12 protein-coding genes are annotated in these 12955 nt (G+C 47.3%); 10 read left to right on the top strand and 2 right to left on the bottom strand.

Annotated elements, in window-relative coordinates:
• Positions 1-223 precede the first annotated feature (223 nt).
• The 10 genes from KV201_RS10670 to KV201_RS10625 all read left to right on the top strand — a co-directional run bounded on the left by KV201_RS10670 (position 224) and on the right by KV201_RS10625 (position 10579).
• Positions 224-1486: an efflux RND transporter periplasmic adaptor subunit gene (locus KV201_RS10670; protein ID WP_226059298.1), complete on the top strand. Its 1263-nt coding sequence runs from the start codon at positions 224-226 to the stop codon at positions 1484-1486.
• Positions 1487-1595: 109 nt separating this feature from the next.
• Entirely contained in the window at positions 1596-1859 is a 264-nt protein-coding gene (locus tag KV201_RS10665) for a hypothetical protein (protein ID WP_226059297.1), read from the top strand.
• A gap of 69 nt (positions 1860-1928) precedes the next feature.
• Positions 1929-2672 carry an ABC transporter ATP-binding protein gene (locus KV201_RS10660; protein ID WP_226059296.1) on the top strand — a complete coding sequence of 248 codons (744 nt, stop codon included), beginning with the start codon at positions 1929-1931 and terminating at the stop codon, positions 2670-2672.
• An 11-nt stretch (positions 2673-2683) separates the two neighbouring features.
• Entirely contained in the window at positions 2684-3994 is a 1311-nt protein-coding gene (locus KV201_RS10655; protein ID WP_226059295.1) for an ABC transporter permease, read from the top strand.
• A 10-nt stretch (positions 3995-4004) separates the two neighbouring features.
• A complete protein-coding gene (locus KV201_RS10650; RefSeq protein WP_226059294.1) occupies positions 4005-5204 on the top strand; it encodes an FtsX-like permease family protein in 1200 nt (399 codons plus the stop codon).
• Positions 5205-5327: 123 nt separating this feature from the next.
• On the top strand, positions 5328-6809 hold the full coding sequence (locus KV201_RS10645) for a sigma-54 dependent transcriptional regulator (protein WP_226059293.1): 1482 nt from the start codon (positions 5328-5330) through the stop codon (positions 6807-6809).
• 134 nt (positions 6810-6943) lie between these two features.
• The gene (locus KV201_RS10640; protein WP_226059292.1) at positions 6944-8632 is read left to right on the top strand and encodes a PAS domain-containing sensor histidine kinase; all 1689 of its coding nucleotides are present in this window, start codon (positions 6944-6946) and stop codon (positions 8630-8632) included.
• 324 nt (positions 8633-8956) lie between these two features.
• Positions 8957-9367, top strand: a complete 411-nt coding sequence (locus tag KV201_RS10635; protein ID WP_115335346.1) for a curli production assembly/transport protein CsgE — start codon at positions 8957-8959, stop codon at positions 9365-9367.
• Positions 9368-9377: 10 nt separating this feature from the next.
• Entirely contained in the window at positions 9378-9773 is a 396-nt protein-coding gene (locus KV201_RS10630) for a curli assembly protein CsgF (RefSeq protein ID WP_006082812.1), read from the top strand.
• Positions 9773-10579 carry a CsgG/HfaB family protein gene (locus KV201_RS10625; RefSeq protein WP_006082811.1) on the top strand — a complete coding sequence of 269 codons (807 nt, stop codon included), beginning with the start codon at positions 9773-9775 and terminating at the stop codon, positions 10577-10579. The genes KV201_RS10630 and KV201_RS10625 overlap by 1 nt, the downstream gene beginning before the upstream one ends.
• A gap of 177 nt (positions 10580-10756) precedes the next feature.
• Here KV201_RS10625 and KV201_RS10620 read toward each other — a convergent pair whose 3' ends face one another.
• Together KV201_RS10620 and KV201_RS10615 are read right to left on the bottom strand one after the other, a co-directional pair.
• Positions 10757-11362 carry a TetR/AcrR family transcriptional regulator gene (locus KV201_RS10620; protein ID WP_199850891.1) on the bottom strand — a complete coding sequence of 202 codons (606 nt, stop codon included), beginning with the start codon at positions 11360-11362 and terminating at the stop codon, positions 10757-10759.
• A 17-nt stretch (positions 11363-11379) separates the two neighbouring features.
• Positions 11380-12804, bottom strand: coding sequence for a coniferyl aldehyde dehydrogenase (locus KV201_RS10615; protein WP_226059291.1), 1425 nt, complete (start codon positions 12802-12804; stop codon positions 11380-11382).
• Positions 12805-12955 lie beyond the last annotated feature (151 nt).

Genomic DNA, 12955 nt, shown 5'->3' with positions numbered 1-12955 from the left:
GTTTTTAGCATCGGACACTTTTGATTAATCTGCTGCGGACACTTTTCGATTTAAACCCCAGTGTCCGCGGACACTTTTATCAACAAAACAAAGTTAACGTTATGAATAATAATGTGTTTACTGATTTGGCATAGGCTTTGCTATCTCTGTGGTATAGATTTCCAATAGTGTCCGTTGATTGCGCTCCGGCACTGATGATTCCGACAGGGGAGCGAGTAAAGCCATGATTAAAGATACTAGCGGCCAAGATACTGTACTTGTGCCATCGACCACTAAACGTCTTAAGTTACCTCTGTTGATCGGCGGTTGCGCCTTATTAGTCAGCGCCTTAGTGTGGGCGAGCTTGGGCACAGATAGCGTGAGCAAATCCTTAAGCCGCAGCGACATCACTACCGCAACACTCTTTGTTGGAACGTTAACCCGCGATGTTGCGACCACAGGTAAAATTGTGGCGGCGAATGCGCCTATTTTGTATAGCACAGAGGAAGGCACAGTCACTCTGCTGAGTAACCCTGGCGATAGCGTCAATAAAGGCGATGTGGTTGCCAAACTCGATAGCCCAAGATTATCCAATCAGTTGGAGCAGGCTAAGTCGATTTTGGCGGGAATGCAGAGTGCGTTAGAGCGCGCCAAGTTGGACGCCAGACGCGGTCAACTGCAAGTGAATCAAACCTTAGACATGGCCGCGGTTGACCTAGAAGCCGCCAACAGAGAACGTCGCCGGGGTGAGTTGTTAATTAAAAATAAGCTGATCAGCGAAATCGATTACGAAAAAGGCAAAGACGAATTACACAAGGCTAAACTCAAGTTTGCCCATGCCGAGCAGGAAGTCGCGCTAACAAAAGACACCCTAACCTTTGAAGTTAAAAACAAAGCATTAGAAGTCGAGCGCCAAACCCTAGCCGTGCACGAACTCGAACGCCAAGTTGAGGCCTTGAATATCAAAGCCCCCGTAGGCGGCATTATCGGCAACTGGATCACCGAGCAGAAAACCCGTCTTAGCGCTAACCAACCGATTCTAACCGTTGTGGATTTAAGCGCCTATGAGGCCGAACTTGCGGTGCCAGAGTCCTACGCCGACGATTTGGGTTTAGGGATGGAAGTTGAGCTCAGTTTCGGCAGCGTGAAGTTAATGGGCAAGTTATCGTCCATCTCCCCCGAAGTACGTAACCGTGAAGTGACCGCAAGAGTGCAGTTTGTTCAAGATAACAGCTTGAAACTGCGTCAGAACCAACGTATTTCCGCCCGAGTCTTGTTAGAGCACAGACCCGATGTGTTGATGGTGAAACGCGGCGCCTTTATGACCAGCGGCGGTGGCGATGAGGTGTACCAAATTGAGGGCGATCTAGCCAGCCGCCGCGCAATCAAACTCGGCAGTACGAGCCTGAGCCAAGTCGAAGTGCTGGATGGCGGCAAAGCCGGAGATGAGTGGGTGATATCCAGTGTCGAGCCCTTTAATCACGCCGAACAGGTCAGGATTCATTGATGACCGATATTCGTAAATTACTAAATAGCCAATCTGATGAATTTAACAGCGCAGTGATCAAGGTGAATGACGAAACCTGCTGCGACATGGACAAGAATAGGAGCCGAATATGCGTGATACACAATTTGATTTCAGCATGTTGATGTCATCAAAAATGTTTGGCGTGTTGGCCTTACTGCTACTGGTGGTCGCGGTGGAGTTGAGTATCGGTGAAGCCAATAGCTGGTTTTTCCTTGGACTGAATTTGCTGGAATGGACCAATCCATTGGATGAAGTTCGCCAAGTGGGTGAGGTTTCGGTCGAAAGTGCCGACCTTATATTGGGCGTTTTTGTGTGGCTTTTAGAGTCTGTCGTTGAGCCATTTTTCGGCTGATGACGCTGCCATGCATCGAGTCGTTTAGATGCAGCGTAAAATTGATTTGATTATTTTAAGGAAATTAACATGTTATCAATGAAGAGTGTGAGCAAGGTTTTTAAAACGGATTTAGTGGAAACCCACGCCCTGCGCGATTTTAACCTCGAAGTGAATGAAGGCGAGTTTGTCGCGGTCACGGGTCCTTCTGGCTCAGGTAAAACGACTTTTTTAAATATCGCGGGTTTGCTCGAAGGTTTTACCCACGGTGACTATTTTCTCGATGGCATTAACGTGTCTAACCTGAGCGATAATAAGAGCGCTGCTATCCGTAACGAGAAAATCGGCTTTATCTTCCAAGGCTTTAACTTAATTCCTGACCTTAACTTGGCAGAGAATATTGAAGTGCCGCTGCGCTACCGTGGTTTTAATGCCAAGGAACGTCAACGCCGCGTACAGCAAGCATTAGAACAAGTGGGTCTAGCCTCACGACTCAAGCATTTTCCCACTCAGCTTTCGGGCGGACAGCAACAAAGGGTGGCGATTGCCAGAGCATTAGCCGGTGAACCCCGCTTCCTGCTCGCCGATGAACCAACAGGTAACCTCGACAGCTTAATGGCGCGCCAAGTGATGGAATTACTTGAAAATATCAACCAAGCGGGCACCACCATCATCATGGTGACCCATGATCCCGAACTCGCTCGCCGCGCCCAGCGTAATATTCAAATTGTTGATGGTCAAGTGTGTGATTTTACGATGTATCAGCCCCATGGCAGTGTGCAAACTGCGACGGCTCCGCACCCATTAGATAAACTTGTCGCCAACGCTGACTAAGGATACGCATTATGTTTTTTTATTATGTTGATTTAGCTTGGCGCAGCATTAAGAAAACCCCAGTGCTGTCGTTGTTGATGGTGTTGGCGATTTCGATTGGCATTGGTATCACGATCACCACGTTAAACGTGTACAAGATGATGTCATTTAATCCTGCGGGTGAACGCTCTGATGAGTTAAATGCGGTACAGCTTTGGAGCCAAGGCCCAGATTCTTGGGATGAGTTTAACTCGTTAGTGACTTACCAAGACGCGATGAATCTGCGCAACAATACCTTACCTAAACGCCAAGCGGCGATGTTTCGTACTGGGATGGCTGTGCAAACGGAGGATGCTAATTTTGCTCCTATTTTAGAAAGCATTCGAGTGACGGACAGTGACTTTTTTAAGCTGTTTGACGTGCCATTTTTGTACGGTAATGCGTGGGATAAATCCGTCGACACTGAACCTGCTTATCAAGTGGTGATTAACGATAAACTCAATCAAAAGCTGTTTGCGGGTCAAAACAGTGTTGGCAAGGTTATCTATCTTAATCGTAAACCTTATCAAGTGGTTGGGGTGATTAAAGCTTGGGATCTTAAGCCTAAATATTATGATCCCACTAACGGTGCCTTTAACGACACTGAACAAATTTTTGTGCCGTTTTCGCTGACGCCTATCGAAGAGTTTGATATATGGGGTAACACTTCGGGTTGGAAGTTTGAGACGATGAATAGTTACAGCGATCGCCTTAACTCTGAAAAAGTGTGGTTGCTGTATTGGGTTGAGTTGCCAAATAAAGACGCAGTAGCGAGTTACCGTTCTTGGCTCAGCAATTATGTGGCGGAGCAAAAAGCCCTGGGCCGTTTTACGGATAATAAATCTGCCACGGACTCAGTCAAAGTATCCGATGTGGCGACTTGGCTTGAATACAATAATGTGGTGCCAGAAGACAATAAAATCTTGGTTGGCTTGAGTGCGCTGTTTTTAAGTGTTTGTTTAGTCAATATATTAGGTTTAATGCTGACAAAGTTCCTCAAGCGTGCACCCGAGGTAGGAGTGCGCCGTGCAATCGGTGCTAGCCGTGCCCAAATCTTCGCTCAATATATGGTGGAAGTGGGCATGATTGGTTTATTAGGCGGCTTGCTGGGACTCGCTTGGGCCTACGCATCACTTTACGGCTTATCGGCACAGTTTGAGGTCTCGAAGGGGTTAACCCATTTATCGGCGAGTATGTGGATTATCACCCCAAGTATTGCAGTAGGCACAGCCTTGTTGGCTGGCTTGTATCCCGCATGGGTTGTGTGTCGCACTAAACCTAGCGTTTATCTGAAAAGCCAGTAAGGGACTTATTATGTTGCATATTAAACCTATTCTCAGCAGTTTATTGCGCAGTAAAAGTGGCCCAGTCTTACTGCTTATTCAGATTATCTTGTCTGTGGCGATTGTGGCGAATGCGAGCTTTATTATTCAAGAGCGTTTAGCCCTGATGCAGCGTGATTCGGGGATTAAAGAGTCAGAAGTCTTGACCTTTAGCTTGTTCAACTTTGATCCATTGATTGATAAAACCGCGCAAAACAAAATTGATCAGCAAATTTTGCGGGGGCTACCCAATGTGATTGATGCGACCTCAACCAATATGTTGCCGTTAAGCGGTGGCGGCTGGTCGAGCACGTTAAATCTGGGCCCCGATCCAGATAGCGCTAAATCGACACCGCAATTTGCCATGTATCTAGGGACAGATCACACCATTGAGACCTTAGGCATTAAGCTGATTGAGGGGCGTAACTTTTATCCCCATGAACTAAAGGACAGCCTCGATAGCCCGAGTCGCTTAGCGATCATCTCCAGCGCGTTAGCTAAAGCCGTTTGGCCTGATGAATCCGCACTTGGCAAAGTGTTGTACGAGGGCAAGGATGCGCAGATCACTGTGATTGGGGTTGTCGAAAAACTGCAAGGCGCGTGGATTGACAGTTCTAGCCTTGAAAACAGTGTGATTCAAAATGTGGATTATGGCAGCAGTTCTTACATGGTACGGGCCAAACCTGAGTTTCACGCCGAGCTTAAAGACGCAATAAAAAAAGCGCTGCTGGCGGAGAATCCTAATCGAGTACTCGATGGATTTAAGTCAATCGAGGCCTTAAAAGATAGCTCATATCGCGATCATAAATTGATGATTACTGTGTTAACTATGATGGTGGTGTTGCTACTGCTGATCACCTCGCTCGGTTTAACGGGCATGGTGATGTTTAATATCCAGCGCCGCACTAAGCAGATAGGTACCCGCCGCGCATTAGGTGCTAAAAAGCGCGATATTATCAGTTACTTCCTCGTGGAGAACTATTTGATTTGCTTAGCGGGAGGCGTGCTAGGCGGCTTGTTAGCGATACAGTTAGGTCAACAGTTAATGAAAATCTATAGCTTGCCTATGTTGGACTTAAGCTACCCACTATTTACTGTGGCAGGCTTGTTTATTGTCACCACGCTGGCGGTTTACTTACCGGCGCGTAAGGCTGCAAATATTTCGCCAGCAACGGCAACCCGCAGCGTATAGCGAAATATTTGATGTCACTCAAGGTACGATAAAAGCCCAATAAAAGTGCGATAACAATAGGATGTTATTGCACTTTTTGTTACTTTACGGTTAATAGTTTTATATAGGACAACACTCACACTTATGGATACTATCCTCATCGTCGACGACAATCATGCCATCTGCCAAGCCCTAGGTTTGATGCTAGAACTCAATGATTATCGGGTGCTGACTTGCCATAGCCCGGAGGACGCCCTTGGGTTATTGGCGACGCAAGATGTGGATTTAGTGATCCAAGATATGAACTTTACTCGAGATACCACGTCAGGTGAGGAAGGCAAGCAGCTGTTTTACGCCCTGCGTGAACGCCAAGGGGATCTGCCGATCATTTTGATGACGGCGTGGACCCAACTCGAAACCGCAGTTGAATTAGTCAAAGCGGGCGCCGCCGATTATATGGGTAAACCTTGGGATGACGCTAAGGTGCTTAATAGCATCAAAAATCTAATTTCACTTTATAAACTCTCCCGTGCTAACCATCGTCTCGAGCGGGTGAATCATCAACGCCAAGTGGCGATCGCCGATGCGGACCTCTGCGGGATTGTCTTTGGCAGCGGCGCGATGCAGCGTTGCATTGATTTAGCCTTGCAACTGGCGCGATCCGATGTGTCGGTCCTAATCACTGGCCCCAATGGCGCGGGTAAAGACAAGCTTGCCGATATTCTCCACGCCAATTCTCCCTTAAAAAACAAACCCTTTATCAAGGTCAATGTCGGCGCCTTGCCGATGGATTTATTAGAGGCAGAGTTGTTTGGTGCCGAGGCGGGGGCTTTTACGGGCGCGACTAAAGCCCGTATTGGTCGCTTTGAAGCGGCCGACGGCGGCACACTGTTTTTAGATGAAATCGGTAACTTGCCGTTATCTGGCCAAGTGAAATTACTGCGGGTGCTGCAAACCGGTGAATTTGAACGCTTAGGAAGCCATAAAACCCAAAAAGTGAAAGTGCGGGTGATCAGTGCGACCAATGCGGATCTGGCCCAAGATATTGCCGAAGGGCGTTTTCGTGAAGATTTGTTTTACCGCTTAAATGTTATCGAACTGGCGCTATCGCCGCTGAATCAACGTACCGACGATATCTTACCTTTAGTGCAGCATTTTATCGGCAGCGATTTTAGCTTGAGTAAACCGGCATTGCAGGCGTTATTGCACCATCGCTGGCCGGGAAATGTACGCGAGCTTGAAAATGCCTGTAAGCGAGCGGTATTGTTGGCGCAAAGTCATGTGCTGACTGAAGCTGACTTTGGTTTAGCTCCTGTCGTGAGTACCACAAGATCTGCTACTTCCCATATTTCGGTAGCTTCTGAGCCTCGACGCTTTGATCAGCGACAATCTGATCCTCAGCCAGCTTATGCGTCTGCTTCTATTCCCGCTAATGCCACTTTTTCTGATGGCTCTGAACGCGGTCAAGCGCCGTCTGCTAATGAGGCGATAGAAGTGAGTCGAGAAGATATCGAAGCGGCGCTAAAACAGCACCATGGTGTCATTGCTAGGGTTGCCAAAGCGCTTGGGCTCAGTCGTCAGGCGCTGTATCGGCGCATGGATAAGTTTGGTTTAGATAAGTCATAGGCCAGGCGCAGATGCTAGATCCCAGCTTTTAGGCAACAGCTACTAGGGCGTAGATACTAAGTCTCAGATACTAGGCCACAGATTCTAAGCTTCAGCTACTAGGCCACAGAAAGGCTATCGATTAAGGAATGTGAGTGTTAATTCGAACTAAACTGATCATTTATTCAATGGCTTGCTGCGCTTTTGGCGTCTTGCTCAGCTTTGCCTTAGTGAAATATTTCTCACCTAATGCTTCGTCTGTTGCCACGTCTAACACGATTGAAATCCCTGATGTGAATGTGCAACTCGATTTTGCGGAGCTGGAGAAAACCGTCGCTTCCATCGAGCTTGCCCTTAAAAATACAGAACAATTACAGCTGACGGCAGCCATGCAAGCGCGCCAGAGGGCCGAGCAGATTAAGGCAGAACTGCAAAAGCTTGAACAACTTAAACAAGAGCAGTTACAGATAAAACTCTTCAAGTTAGAACAGCTTAAAGAAGGGCAGTTTAATTTCACCGCTCATATTGCTGAGCCTTTACGTGTAGAACCGCTATCCATTTTACCGCCCAAAGCCCCTGTATCCCCAGTGGCGCCCGCTGAAATAGCAGACAACGAGCGAATCTCGAGTTTAACCTTAGGTGAAGGTTTGCTGGTGTTATTGCTTGCTTGTGGAGCGTGCGGTCTAAGTGTCGCTTGGTTAACACGGCATCTGGGTCGCAGTTTGGACTCCCTCGAAATAGGTCTACTGAACTTTAGCGATAATGACTTTAGCGTGAGTATTCAAGAGTATGGTGAAGGTCAGCTCAAAACCTTGGCCCAGTTATTTAATCATTCTGCGGCAAAATTGCGCCAAGAAAGGCAATACATTTACCAGCGTGAGTTATTGCTGGATAAGGTGATCCAAAGCTCTCCCAACGTGATGTTATTGCTCGACGACCATCAGCGGCTCATTTACGCCAACGATGCGGCGCGTCATCTATTCCACAAAAAGGGCAAAATGGAAGGTTTGAGCCTAGATGAATTGTTAGTGGACTTGCCCGAAGTATTGGCCTTAGCGCTTAAACATGAAAAGAACGGTCTCTTTGCCATGGGCGAAGATGATGTGGAAACTTGGTATTTGAGTCGTGGCCAGTTTTTGTTGAATAACCAACAACATAACTTGATTTTACTTAAGCAGATGACCCGCGAGCTTAATCGTCAAGAGGTGGCAGTGTGGAAGAAAGTGATCCGCATTATTAGCCATGAACTCAATAACTCAGTGGCGCCCATCGCCTCTATGGTGAACTCGGGGCGTTTATTGACTAAAGATCTGGATAATCCAAAACTTAAGCTGATTTTCGATACCATAGAGAATCGCACTGGCCATCTGAGTCAGTTTATCTTCAACTATGCCCGCTTTGCTAAGTTGCCGCTCCCGCAGCGACGTCAGGTCAATTGGACACAATTTACGACTCAGTTGACCCAGCATTATCCCTTTAAACTTACGCATGATTTGCCTGAAAACGATGGCTATTTCGACCTAGGACAGTTGGAGCAAGTGCTACTCAACTTGCTTAAAAACGCCCATGAATCGGGTTCAAACCCAGAGGAGGTTACCCTGTCGATTCGGTATCAAACCTTAGTGGATGGTGCAGGTTTTAGCATTGCGATCGAGGATCGCGGTACTGGCATGTCTGGCGAAGTCTTAGAGCAAGCGCTGTTGCCGTTTTACTCGACGAAACAATCGGGTACTGGGCTTGGATTACCTCTGTGCCGTGAAATTATCGAAGCCCACGATGGCAGTATTAGCATGCATAATCGTAGCGACGGTGGCCTCTTGGTTCGGCTGTGGTTACCACAATGACTATGGTTACCACCATGGGGCCACAATAATCCGCACGTTTTGTATTAGCACAGCAATGCGACCCTAGGGTCGCATTTTTATTGCTTCTTCATTTGTTCGTTTACCCTATGACTCCGGTCTTAACGGCTTCTTTGCGTATTAGCCAAATGGGCTATTTTTGCCTTTTTACCTTAGCTCTTCGGGCTAATTTGCCCCCCAGCGTAATGACGGGGGATCTTCAACCCTGTTAACCTGCTTTATCGAAAATTGACGCTAAAACTCCCGTTGTTAAAACAGAGGTTGGCGCGGTTTTTAAGGTTCGATTAAAAGGTTAAGGAGGGATAAGTGAAACAGTTAAAACAGCGTCTGCTGATCTGCGTTTTATGTCCATTCCTGCTGCTGGCTTCCCCTATCACTCTTGCCGATAACGACATTGAAATTAGTGGTTTAGTGATAGATAGAACCTTGACTCGGTTTGGTAAGGATTTTGGCTTCTACTACTCAAGCTATTGGCGCGAGCTGCCCTTTACCCAAGGCTTTAACGTAACGCTGTACGAGACTGTGTTTCCGCAGGCCGGAACCGTTTTAACCTTAGAAGTAAACGGGACACGGATTTACACCACCCATTTTGGTCGTCGTGCAAATCCGGTTAAAGAGAGTGCAGAGCAGGCGATTTTGATCACGATTGATTATTTAGCGCAAGTCAGAGCCAATGCAATAACAGGTGACTTTTCAGGAACATCGGACGACTTTTAGGATAATAATAATGACATACAGGACGTTACTTGCCCTTGTCACGCTATGTGTGGCAAGCAGTGGCCAAGCCACTGAATTGATTTACACGCCAGTGAATCCCAGTTTTGGCGGCAATCCACAAAATGGGGCTTTTCTATTAAATAAAGCCCAAGCGCAGAATGACAATAAATCCAACTCGACCGAGAAGGACTTTGTTACCCGTTTTAAAGAATCTCTAGAGCGTAACATCATCAACTCGATCACCCGCGGTGTCGCTGATGGCGAAATCACCGATGGTGTATATGATACCGGTGATTTTCGCATTGAAGTGGCATCGACAGGAAATGGCGTGATGTTGACCATCACGAATACTGAAACCGGTGAAATCACTGTGATTGAAATGCCGACGTTTGGAGGTATCAACTAATGGCCCGTTTAGTCTTTTTGGGTCTATTGCTGTTAAGCATGTCGGCCTGTAGCTTGATCCCAAAACCCGATTTAAATATCACGCCTGCCGAGGTTAACCCCTTGAGTGAAGTGATGCGTGGGCTACAAACTCAACCTGGCCCTAAGTTTCCTATCCCAGTAGCCGTGTATTCCTTTCGCGATCAAACTGGCCAATATAAACCACAGGCGAACGTGAGTTCGTTTTCGACTGCTGTGACTCAGGGCGCAACTTCGATGTTGATGCAGACCTTGCTCGATTCTAAATGGTTTACCCCAGTGGAACGTGAAGGGCTACAAAACCTGCTGACTGAGCGCAAAATTAGTAATAAACAGAGCGGTACTAAGGGTGATGATGTGCCCGTATTATCCACCGCCAGATTGTTACTTGAAGGTGGCGTCATTAGCTATGAGACCAACACCAGCACAGGCGGTAGCGGTGTCGAATACTACGGCATTGGCGCTTCGGAAATGTACCGTGAAGATCAGGTGACCATTTATCTGCGCGCCGTGGATGTGCACACAGGTAAAGTGATGATGTCGGTCTCGACCAGCAAACGAGTCTTGTCCCAAGAAATGCGCGCGGGCTTATTCCGTTACACCAGTTTAAATCGCCTCGCCGAGGCCGAAATCGGCTTTACTACCAATGAGCCAGTGCAGTTTTGCGTGTTGCAAGCCATTGAATTAGCGGTCGCTGAGCTGATTGATAAGGGCATTAAGCAAGGCTACTGGAGTCCAACTCAAGTCACGCAGCCAGTCGAGAAAGCGCAGGAGTTGAGTCAGAGTTAGACGTTAGACGTTAGACGTCGGAGTTAGATATCGCTGAAAGCAGGCCTCTGCTTTAACTCTTAGTCACTATATTTTTGAATACGTAAAAGAAAACCGAGCCAGTTAAACTGACTCGGTTTTTTATTGGATTAAATTCTGCTGTGGTTGGACGTTGGCAGTGTTGTGGGCTGTGTGGTGTTAGCCCGCTTGCATGGCCTTCCAAAACAGTTCAAAACTGGCATCGCGATACCTTGTATTCGTACCTAAGTGCGGGTTATCGATAAAGAATCGGGTTGCCGCCAGATATTGGCCATGGCAGTTTTCTAGCATAAGCTCCAGCGGATAGTGGGCGATTAATCCCTCTATTTGTCCTTGCTTAATAAGCTCGCTAATAAAGCCTAAGATGCTATTCATCGCTTGATCGCGCACCTTAGCGGCAATCATGGGCGACATTGAATATTGCTGAAAAAACAGTTGTTTGACAGGGTTGTCCAGCGACCAATCAATCGCACTTTGCCATAGTTGTAGGGCATTGAGCTTTAGATCGCTGCCCTTATGGGTGTTTAACAGTAAGGTATCGGCAAATTCTTGTTTTATAGTAAGAAACAAAGATTCCATCAAGGCTTCCTTGGAAGGAAAGTGATGGAACAAGGTACCTGTTGCTACGCCTGCTTGCTTCGCTATCGAGGCGGTGGACGTGCCATGAAACCCTTGGCTGACAAAGAGTGCTAAGGCCGTGTCGAGAATGGCTTGGCGCTTATCTGTCATGGTTTTAATAGGTTGCGGTGTTAATGGCTGATTCAAGATTTATCCCCCAATGACTAACGCAAAAATAACTTCATTAAGATGCGCTGGATAACAGTGCCATAGGGCGGGTGCACAAATTTACCCGTGTTGAATCGACCACGGCTGAGTACCGTTTTAGCGTGGCTGAAGGTTAAAAAGCCTTCCTTACCATGGTAATGCCCCATGCCAGACGGGCCGATTCCGCCAAAGGGCGCATCGTCGGCGGCGACATGGAACACGGTTTCGTTAATGCACACGCCGCCAGAATGAGTCTGTTGGAGGATTTTTTGCTGACTTTTCTCATCGAAACTCATCACATACAGCGCTAGCGGTCTTGCTCTCTGGTTGATGTATTGAATCGCTTCATCTAAGGAGTCGTAGCCAATGATCGGTAGTAATGGACCAAAGATTTCCTCTTGCATTAATAGCATATCTTCACTGGTATTAGTGATTAGTTGAGTTGCGAGTTTGCGATGTTGGCTATCTATAGCTTCATCAGTCGCCGAAATAACTTGGGCACCTTTAGCTTTCGCATCCTCGAGCACTGTCATAAGGCGGTCAAACTGACGTGTATTAATGATGCTGCCATAGTCTTTGTTGTGGTTTATCGCGCCGTACATGGCATTAAATTTAGTTCGGTAGGTGGCGATAAATTCATCCACTTGGGCTTTAGGGCATAGAACATAATCGGGTGCCACACAGATTTGTCCGGCATTCAAACACTTACCATAAATCATTCGTTCTACTGCTATCTCAAGCGGCATATCGGGGGCGATAATTACTGGCGATTTACCGCCCAGTTCGAGTGTCACTGGGGTGAGATTATTGGCCGCGGCGCGCATCACATGGCGGCCAACTGTGGTGGAGCCGGTAAAGAGTAAATGATCGAAGGGCAGGGCTGAAAATGCGGCGGCAACATCGGCCTCACCTTCAACGACTGCCACGTGTGACTCATCGAAGACGTGTGCCAGTAGTTGTTTAATCACTTGGTTGGTCGCAGGGGTAAATTCAGACAATTTGAGCATGGCGTGATTACCCGCGGCGATGGCGGTCACTAGCGGGCCAATCGACAGCATCACGGGGAAATTCCACGGCACGATAATACCGATAACGCCTAAAGGCTGATAATGCACTGTGACTTTGGCAGGGGCGAGCAACAACCCCGCATGGCGAGCGTTGGGCTTGAGCCATTTTTTTAGATTTTTCAAACTGTAATTGATGTTGTTGATGACAGGCATAATGTCTGAGATCAGGCTGTCATCAATCGATCTATGACCATAGTCTTGGCTTAAGGCTTCGACTAAGGGCGTTTTAAATTGCAGTATGGCCGCTTTAAGTCGAGTTAATTGCTCCACTCGCGTAGCGTAATTCGGATTCGGCGCCGCTAAATAACTGCTGCGTTGGCGTTGGAGCAACTGAGTCAGTGGCGAGGCATTAAGGTGTTCGGTGGCCATATTCATTGTGATTGCTCCAAGCGAGATTATAGGCTGAGTCTTATTCGGCACTTTAGTTAAGCTTTAATCTTAACGATTGAACCTGCTATTAAACAAAGACAGATAAATAAGTACCGACTGATTAGTCGGTTTATCCTAGCTTGCTTAGTGAGATGGT

The sequence above is a fragment of the Shewanella sp. SR1 genome (genome assembly GCF_020447145.1).
Lineage (GTDB): Bacteria > Pseudomonadota > Gammaproteobacteria > Enterobacterales > Shewanellaceae > Shewanella > Shewanella baltica.
This window is presented reverse-complemented; position numbering and strand designations above follow the sequence as displayed.